Below are 9,240 nucleotides of genomic sequence, written 5' to 3'. Positions count from 1 at the left end.
CATGCCGCGCACGCCGAAAGTGCCGCCAGTGCAGGCGCGGGCGACAGCCATGCCCCCGCCGCCGCGCACGAGGCGCGTCCGCACGACGACCATCACCACGATGCGCCGCATCACGATGACCGTCCGGCGGAACCGGCGCACGACGCACACGACAAGGCTCAAGACAAAGGCTTTGACGGCAAACCCGAAGGCGTCGAATCCGTCATCGAATACGGCAACGAACAGCCGGAGAAAAAAGAAGAGAAAAAAACCGAAGCCGCGAAAGACAAAGACAGCGCCAACGCCGACAACCTGCCGCGTTACGTCCGCGTCGATGCGCAACTGCTCGACGAAATGATCGCGATGACCGGCGAAACCGCCATCATGCGCTCGCGCATGGAAAACATCATCAGCGAAGCCGACTTCAACCTGAACGAACTGACGCGCGTCGCCGCCCGCATCGCCGAACAAATGCGCCGCCTCGACGGCGAAACCGAAGCACAACTGCTCTACCGCCGCGAACAGCAGGGCGAAGACGACACCCACTTCGACCCGCTGGAAATGGACCGCTTCACCGAAATCCAGCAGTTGTCGCGGCAAATCTCCGAGGCCATCGACGACCTCAAGAACCTGCAAGACACGCTGAGCCAGGACAACATCATCCTGCGCAACCTCTCGACGCAGCAGGGCATCATCCAGCGCGGCATCCAGGACCACCTCCTCACCACGCAATTGATGCGGTTTGACGTCCACGAAGCGCGCCTGCGCCGCCTGGTCAAACAGACCGCGAAAAGCGTCGGCAAAGACGTCAACTTCGTCCTTGAAGGCGGCGACGTTGAAGTCGAACGCCGCCTGCTCGAAGACATCCTGCCCGCGCTGGAACACATGATCCGCAACTCGCTCGCGCACGGCATCGAAAAACCGGAAGAGCGGCTTGCCGCAGGCAAACCCGAAACCGGCACCATCAAACTGGTCGTCTCCGTCCACGCCGCCGAACTCTCGGTGGACCTCATTGACGACGGTCAGGGGCTGAACTACGACCGCATCCGCGAAAAAGCCGAAGCCAAAGGCCTGCTCGACCCCGAACGCGCCCACGACGAAGCCTACCTCAGCACCCTCATCTTGCGCTCCGGCTTCTCCACCGCCGAATCCCTGTCGCAACTGGCCGGGCGCGGCGTCGGCATGGACGTGGTCAACGAAATGGTCAAACAGCGCCGCGGCCAGATTGGCGTGTACTCGCTGCGCGGCAAAGGCACCCAGTTCACGCTGAGTATGCCGTTCTCGATGAGCATCGCCGAAGTACTGCTCGTTGAAATCGCCGGACAAACCTTCGCCGCACCGATGTCCTCCATCGCCGCCATCAGCCAGGTGGACCGCGACAGCCTGCAACGCAGCTTCGACGGCGAAACCGTGTACCAGCACTACAACGACCAGGACTACCGCCAGTACATCCTCGGCGCCTACTTCAAGCCGGAGCAGTACACCCTCGCCGTGGAAGAACAAAGCGCGCCGGTGCTGTTCATCAACGCAGGCGGCGAACCGGTCGCCTTCCACGTGGACCGCATCCTCAACCGCCTCGAAATCATCGTCAAAAACGTCAACCGGCAAGTGCTGAACATCCCCGGCATCTCCGGTGCCACCATCCTTGGCGATGGTCGCGTCGTGCCGGTACTCGAACTGCTCGATTTGTCTCGCCGCATCGCCAACCTGACGCCCATCCACGACGAAGTCGCCGCCGCCGAAGAAGCACGCATCCCGAACGTCCTCGTGGTGGACGACTCCGTCACCATGCGCAAAGTCAGCACGCGCCTGCTCGAACGCCACCACTACAACGTCGCCACCGCCAAAGACGGCCTTGACGCCATCGAAGTGCTGGCGAACTTCACCCCGGACATCATCCTGCTCGACATCGAAATGCCGCGCATGGACGGCTTTGAATTTGCCAGCCACGTCCGCAACAGCAGCGCCGTCAGCGACGTGCCGATCGTGATGATCACCTCGCGCACCGGCGACAAACACCGCGAACGCGCGGACGCCATCGGCGTCCAGGGCTACCTCGGCAAACCCTACAGCGAAGAAGTCCTCATCCAGACCCTGGAGCACCTGCTGAAAAAACGGGGAGAACTCTAAATGAACCAAATCAACATCATGCTCGTGCCGACCGCGCAGGACTACCTTATCCTGCCGGCCGAACTCATCGCGCACGTCTTCCCCTACGCGCCGCCGCTGCTCATAGACAGCGGCAGCGAATACATCATCGGCGGCCTGCTCATCCAGAACGACAAAATCCCGCTGGTGGACTACTTCAGCAACAAACCGCTCGCCGAACGCAAAGACGAAGACCGCAGCAACTACCGCACCGTACTCGTCAACGCTGTCAACCCGCAAGGGCGCTACCGCCAATATGCTATCCTTGCGCACGGCGAACCGCTGATCATGAACGCCAGCGAAGACGACATCCGCCCGCTGGGCAAAGGCAGCCACCGCTACATCTCGCGCTACGTCACCCTCGCCGGGCACGAAGACGGCAAACGTATCGTCCTCCCCAACCTGATGGCACTGGAAGCCGAACTGACCATGAGCTGACGCATGAACCCCGACTACCTCGAATTTGAACAACCCATCGCCGAACTCGAATACAAACTCGCCGAACTGCGCCAATTCAGCAGCCAGACCGAAGTTGACCTCGGCGACGAAATCAGCCGCCTCGAAACCAAAACCAAAACCCTCACCGAAAACATCTTCGCCGGCCTCAACGACTGGCAAATCGCCCAACTGGCGCGGCACCCGCAGCGCCCCTACACCCTGGACTACATCAAGGCCGCCTTCACCGACTACCGCGAGCTGCACGGCGACCGCCACTACGGCGACGACCACGCCATCGTCGGCGGACTGGCGCGGCTGAACGACCGCCCGGTGATGATCATCGGCCACGAAAAAGGCCGCGACACCAAAGAAAAAGTGCGGCGCAACTTCGGCATGCCCCGCCCCGAAGGCTACCGCAAGGCGCTGCGGCTGATGAAACTGGCCGAACGCTTCCGCCTGCCGCTCATCACCTTCATCGACACCCCCGGCGCCTACCCCGGCATCGGCGCCGAAGAACGCGGCCAGTCCGAAGCCATCGCGCGCAACCTCTACGAGATGAGCAAACTGGACATCCCGACCATTGCCGTGGTCATCGGCGAAGGCGGCAGCGGCGGCGCACTCGCCATCGGCGTTGCCGACCGCGTGCTGATGCTGCAATACAGTATGTACTCCGTCATCTCGCCGGAAGGCTGCGCCTCTATCCTCTGGCACAGCGCGGAAAAAGCAGCGGAAGCGGCAGAAATCATGCAGGTAACATCAGGCAAACTGGAAAAACTCGGCCTGATAGACGGCATCATCGCCGAACCCCTAGGCGGCGCGCACCGCGACAAGGCGGCGATGGCACAAACCCTGCGCGATACCCTCGCCCGCGAACTCGAAACCCTCGAAGCACTCGACAGCGCCGAACGGCTGCAAAGGCGACAAGAAAAAATCCGCGCCTACGGCCAGTTCACCACCGCCTGACCCGCCCCAAAGCACGACACCCGCTCCGGCGGGTGTTTTCATAACCGCATCCGCCCAAAAGAGAGTGCGCATGGCCACTCACAGAAACCTTGCACATTGCCCGGAAAACCAACCCGTCAGGAGACACCCATGAGCAAATACATCTACCGCTGGGAAACAGACCCTGCCGCCATTGAACTAGGCGACATCGCCAACGACCTGCGCAAACTGACCGCCGGGGATTACCAGCGGGTACGCAGATGCGCCATCTCCGATTACACCATCAGCATCGTCCCGGCGGAAATCGCCCGCTTTGAAAACCTGGAAGAACTGTGGGTGGGCGGCTGGCGCATCGAAACCCTGCCGCCAGAAATTGCGCAATGCCGAAAGCTGCGGAAAATCACCATCTTTGCCGGAGATCTGTTCGGCTATTTGTGGACGCTTCAGTTGGGCGACAAAGACAGACCCAAACAATGGTTTAACCGTCTTCCAGCCGAAATTGGCGAACTGCAATCCCTGCAAGCACTCCAGCTCAATATGACCCAAATCAGTACACTGCCGCCAGAAATTGCCAAGCTGAAAAACCTGCGTTCCCTGCATATCAATGACTGCGAATTTACCACACTACCAAAAGAAATCGGACAGCTCACGAATCTGGAAGAGCTTTTGCTGCCCAGAAATCCGCTGAAAAAATTGCCGGACGAAATGGCGCAACTTACTCGATTATGCAAACTGGATTTGCGGGAAACCCGATTAAACGGACTGCCCGCAGCCATTGGCGGGCTGGCCGGCCTGCAGGAGCTGGAACTTACCAATACCCCGCTGGAAAAACTGCCAGACGAAATGGCGCAGCTCACCCAACTATGGAAACTGGATTTGCGGGAAACCCGGTTGAGAACCCTGCCTGCAGCGATCGGAAAATTGACAAATTTATGTGAATTAAAACTGAAAAACACCCCGCTCGAAAAACTGCCAGACGAAATTGGCCAATTACAACACCTGCAAGCGCTCGACCTTGAAAATACCCGGTTAAAAACCTTGCCAACAAGCATCGGCCAACTGCACGCGCTACAGCAACTATGCCTGGACAATACCCCGCTGGTCGCATTGCCGGACGAAATTGGCCAGCTCAAAAAACTGGAAAAACTGACGCTGAACAATACCAACATTTCCCGGTTACCCGCAGGCATTGCCGGACTTGCCGCCTTGCAGGAGCTGGAGATATGCGATGCACAGTTACAAAACCTGCCCGCAGAAACAGGCGCACTGCAAAAACTGAAAACCCTGCTGCTGTCAAACAATCCGTTGCAACAACTGCCTGAAACATTTGCAACACTACAAGGGCTAGAACAACTGGATTTATCATGCTGCGAATTTGAGGCTTTCCCGCAGGAGATTGGCAAACTGGCCGGACTGAAAAAACTGAAATACACCCACAATCCCTTATCCCGTTTCCCTGAAGAAATCCTGGCATTAAGCGGATTGCGGTCGCTTCATTTGGAGTACACTCAACTTACTGCACTGCCACCCGGCATAGCCCGCTTAAAAGAACTGTATGGACTTTATTTGGCCGGAAACCGGATCAGCGAATTTCCGCCTGAGAGTGAAGCATTGGCAAAAGAATTAAGCCATCTCGATATAAGCGGCAACCCGCTGCGCAGTCTGCCACAGGCATTTCTGGACAAAAACCGGCGCGGTATCAGTTGGACGGATAACGATATTCCGGCATTGCAAATCATCGGCTTCCATCCCGATACCTGAAACTGGCACCGCACCCGCCTCCACCCACACTTTGAAAAAATAGCCATCCACACCAACCATTTGCCCCATGCCCGACCGCCCTGCCCTTTACTGGTACAAACACCCGCGCCTCATCCAGCACGCCAACCGCCGCTGTTTCTGGCTGCTCGTCCCCGCCACCCTCTGCGCCATCATCCTCGTGCGCGGCACACCTCTGACACTCGCGCTGCCCGCTGCCGTATTCCTGCCCGTTCTCGTCGCGCTGGCCGGGCGTGAAATCGGCAACGCCTTCATCGGCGCGAAAGCACCGGTGGCGCGCATCGACCACGACGGTCTCGCCCTCGCCCGCGCCCGTCCCGCCGGCCACCTCGGCGGAGGCCGCCTCAACTGGCAACGGTACTGGCCGGAACTGCAAGACGTCGATTTCCGTTATAACCCGCAACAGCTCGTCCTCAAATACCGCGATGGCAACAGCGAATATGGCGATACCCCCAAAGCCTCAGACAAGGCGCGCCGCCGAAGAAAGTATGAGGCTTTGGGGGGATGGCTATACATCCACACCGCCCCGGTGCTGGACGAAGAAGATAACCACGACCTTTACCTTGCCCTCAGCCGCCTGCACGGCCACACCGAACCGCTGCCCGCGCACATCGCCGCCGACCGCACCATCGCCGCCGAGCTGGAAGAAATGCACCGCGAAGCATTCGCCGCCGACCTCGCCGAACTCGCCGCCAGTAGTACCCAAGCCCCGCCGCACATCCGCCCGTTCGGCTGGCTGCTGCTCGCGCTCAACCTCGCCACCGCCCTCGCCCTGCCGCTGCTGGCGCTCTTGAGCAACGCTGCCATGACCCTCTTCACCGGCATCTGCGCCGCGCTCATCCTCTACGGCCTGCATCACGGTCTCCATAGCTTCGCCGACTACCGCCGTCAGGCGTACCGCGGCGAACTGCCCGCCCCGCCCGCACCACCACCGGAGGTGGAAAACGCGCGTTACTGGTACAAACACCCGCGCGTCGTGCGCAGTTGCAACATTCGCCTCTACTTCTGGCTGCTGCTTGCCCTGTTCCTGCTGACCGGCACGACCGCAACCGCGCCGCGCTGGTATTTGGCGCATCCCGGCTGGGCGCTGTTTGACCTCATCCTGATAGCGCTGGTGCTGCGCGTCCTGTGGCGCAATTTCCGGCATGGCTTTCTCGCGCCCGCCGAACCGTTTGCCAGCGCTGACCGCCACGGCCTGCGTTTCGCCCTCGCCAGTCCGCGCCAGTGCAGTCTGACAGACCTGCCCGTCAATCACCCCACCTACAAACGCTTTGGCGCTGAACGTATTACAGGCGGCAAACTCTACAGCGGCGCGCGCAACTGCCACATCGCCTGGCAAGAATTGCTGGACGTCCATGCCGTTGCCGAATACGGCGTTTTTCCGGAACAACTGCAATTTCATATCCGCGACTTCACGTTGGCACACAGCCACCGCAGCATCAACACCAAGCGTCTGTGCGACTACGCCGCCATCTGCGACATCGCCGCGACTGCCAACGCCGCCTGCGACGGCACCCCGCCCACGCCCGGTGCGTGGCAACCGCCGCTGCGCGTCCGCCCGTTCGGCTGGCTGCTGCTCGCGCTCAACCTCGCCTGCTTCACCGGCTGGCTCACCGGTCTCATCCCGCTGAAAATCACCGCCTACGACGGTCTGCACGGCCACCCGTACGGCATCTTCCTCTACCCCAACCCGTTCAGCATCGGCCTGCTCAATCTCATCGCCCTTGCCCTGCCGTGGCGCTGGCAGGCGGATTTCCGCCCATAACCCCGTCCCGCGAAAAAGCGCCGCCCGAAGCCGTCGCGTTTCCCGCTGTGGAAACCCCGGTTCAGACAATCCCAATCCAAAAGGAACCCCTCATGAAAACCGCCCTCCTGGTGATCGACACCCAGCAGTCGCTACTTGATATGCAGCCTTACCGCGCCGAAGAAATGCTCGCCGTCATCGGGCAGCTGTTGGCCACCGCCCGCGCCCACGGCCGCACAGTAATTTACGTGCGCCACGGCGATGAAAACGACCCGCAGCTCAAGCCCGGCAGCCCCGGCTGGCAGATTGCCGCGCGCATCGCCCCGCAACCGGGTGAGCGCATTATCGACAAACAATACAGCAGCGCCTTCAAAGGCACGGATTTGCTGGACTACCTGCACCAAAACAACATCCGCCGCCTGATTGTCGTCGGCATGATGACCGAATACTGCATCGAAAGCACCGTGCGCACTGCCAACTATCTGGATTTTGACGTGGTGCTGCCCGAAGGCGGCAACAGCACGCTCGCCAACGGCAAATGGTCGGCGCAGGAAGTATACGAGCACCACAGCGGCATCATGCGCGGCCGCTTCGCCGCCATGCCGGACGTGGCCGAAGCCGCAGCCATGCTGTCCGGCTAACCCGACCAACCCGGTGGCAGGCGGATTTCCGCCCATAACCCCCGCCCCGCAAAAACCACTACCGCAACATTGCCGGAAAGACAGGTGCGGCATTACCATAGCCGCCCTTTCAACCATCACAAGGAAACCCCATGCAATTCCTCCGCTGGCTCGGCAAATCGCTCGTCCGCCAAATCCTCTGCGCCATGCTGCTCGGCATCCTCATCGGCTACATCCTGCTCAAGGCGGAAATGCCGCAATCCGCCGAATACTTCCAAATCCTCGGCGAATTCTTCACCAAGGCACTGCGCGCCGTCGCGCCCATCCTCGTCTTCGTCCTCATCACCCACGCCATCTCGCGCCACCAGCAGGGACAAGCGCGCGGCCTGAAGACCATCATCGCCCTGTATGTCGCCGGCACCTTTGCCGCCGCCGCAGTCGCCGTCGTCGCCAGCACCTGGTTCCCCACCACACTCTACCTCAGCGGCAACCCCGAAGCCGTCACCGCGCCGGGCAGCCTGAAAGAAGTGCTGACCGCGCTCCTCTTCAAAATCACCGACAACCCCATCAGCGCCGCCGCCAACGGCAACTACATCGGCATCCTTGCCTGGTCGATGCTCGCCGGCATCGCCCTGCGCCACGCCCACGCCAACACCAAAACCGTACTCGACGACGCTGCGCGCGTCATCCACTACATCGTCTCGCTCGTCATCCGCATCGCGCCCTACGGCGTCTTCGGCCTGGTGACGGCCACCGTAGCCACCACCGGCTTCTCCACCTTCCACACCTACGCCCGCCTCATCGCGGTGCTGCTGGGCAGCATGGCAGTGGTCGCGCTGATTGTGAACCCGCTGCTCACCTGGGGCATCCTGCGGCAGAACCCCTACCCGTTGGTCTGGCGCTGCCTCACCCAAAGCGGCATCCCCGCCTTCTTCACCCGCAGCTCCGCCGCCAACATCCCGATCAACCTTGACCTCTGCGAAGCACTGCACATCCGCGAAGAAACCTACAGCATCTCCATCCCGCTCGGCGCCAACATCAACATGGCCGGCGCGGCGATTACCATCGCCGTCCTCTCGCTCGCCGCTGCCCACACCATGCAGGTACCGGTACACCCGCTGAACGCGCTGCTGCTCTGCTTCCTCGCCACCCTCGGCGCGGCGGGCGCATCGGGCGTCCCCGGCGGCTCGCTGATGCTCATCCCGATGGCCTGCTCGCTGCTCGGCATCGACGGCGACACCGCCGCGCAAGTCATCGCCATCGGCGTGCTGATTGGCGTGGTGCAGGACAGCGCCGAAACCGCGCTCAACTCCTCCTCGGACGTACTCTTTACCGCCGCCGCCGACCTCGCCGACCAGCGCAAAATGGCGCGTACCGCTGCGCCATCGCAGTCGTAGTCTGCGTAGGTTGGGTTAGCGAGGCACGAGCGTAAGCCAACGGCGCTGCCCCTGCGGACGTGGTTTGTTGGGTTTCTTGCTACGCAAGCTGTTTCAGTCGGCTGCGCCTGGCCTAACCTGCTCGCTGCATCATAAAACGTAGGTCGGGCATTCATGCCCGACGTTTTTTGATGTCGGCCATAAATGGCCGACC

At 61.0% G+C, this 9,240-nt stretch carries 7 protein-coding genes; all 7 read left to right on the top strand.

Annotated elements, in window-relative coordinates; genetic code table 11:
* The coding region (locus tag Q0349_RS13620) for a response regulator (protein WP_298081559.1) at positions 1-2,109 on the top strand (2,109 nt) is incomplete at its 5' end.
* Positions 2,110-2,565 carry a hypothetical protein gene (locus Q0349_RS13615; RefSeq protein ID WP_298081558.1) on the top strand — a complete coding sequence of 152 codons (456 nt, stop codon included), beginning with the start codon at positions 2,110-2,112 and terminating at the stop codon, positions 2,563-2,565. It abuts the gene before it with no gap.
* 3 nt (positions 2,566-2,568) lie between these two features.
* On the top strand, positions 2,569-3,528 hold the full coding sequence (locus tag Q0349_RS13610; protein ID WP_298081557.1) for an acetyl-CoA carboxylase carboxyltransferase subunit alpha: 960 nt from the start codon (positions 2,569-2,571) through the stop codon (positions 3,526-3,528).
* Between the two features lie 129 nt (positions 3,529-3,657).
* Positions 3,658-5,268: a hypothetical protein gene (locus Q0349_RS13605; RefSeq protein ID WP_298081556.1), complete on the top strand. Its 1,611-nt coding sequence runs from the start codon at positions 3,658-3,660 to the stop codon at positions 5,266-5,268.
* A 67-nt stretch (positions 5,269-5,335) separates the two neighbouring features.
* Positions 5,336-7,051 (top strand): hypothetical protein, encoded by a 1,716-nt coding sequence (locus tag Q0349_RS13600; RefSeq protein WP_298081555.1) that lies wholly within the window; start codon positions 5,336-5,338, stop codon positions 7,049-7,051.
* 92 nt (positions 7,052-7,143) lie between these two features.
* Positions 7,144-7,671: a cysteine hydrolase family protein gene (locus Q0349_RS13595; protein ID WP_298081554.1), complete on the top strand. Its 528-nt coding sequence runs from the start codon at positions 7,144-7,146 to the stop codon at positions 7,669-7,671.
* 131 nt (positions 7,672-7,802) lie between these two features.
* Positions 7,803-9,047 carry a serine/threonine transporter SstT gene (gene sstT / locus Q0349_RS13590; protein WP_298081553.1) on the top strand — a complete coding sequence of 415 codons (1,245 nt, stop codon included), beginning with the start codon at positions 7,803-7,805 and terminating at the stop codon, positions 9,045-9,047.
* The last annotated feature ends 193 nt before the right edge of the window (positions 9,048-9,240 follow it).

It is taken from the genome of uncultured Cardiobacterium sp. (assembly GCF_938028185.1).
GTDB lineage: Bacteria > Pseudomonadota > Gammaproteobacteria > Cardiobacteriales > Cardiobacteriaceae > Cardiobacterium.
The sequence above is the reverse complement of the archived record's forward strand: the minus strand, read 5'-3'. Positions and strand labels throughout refer to the sequence as shown.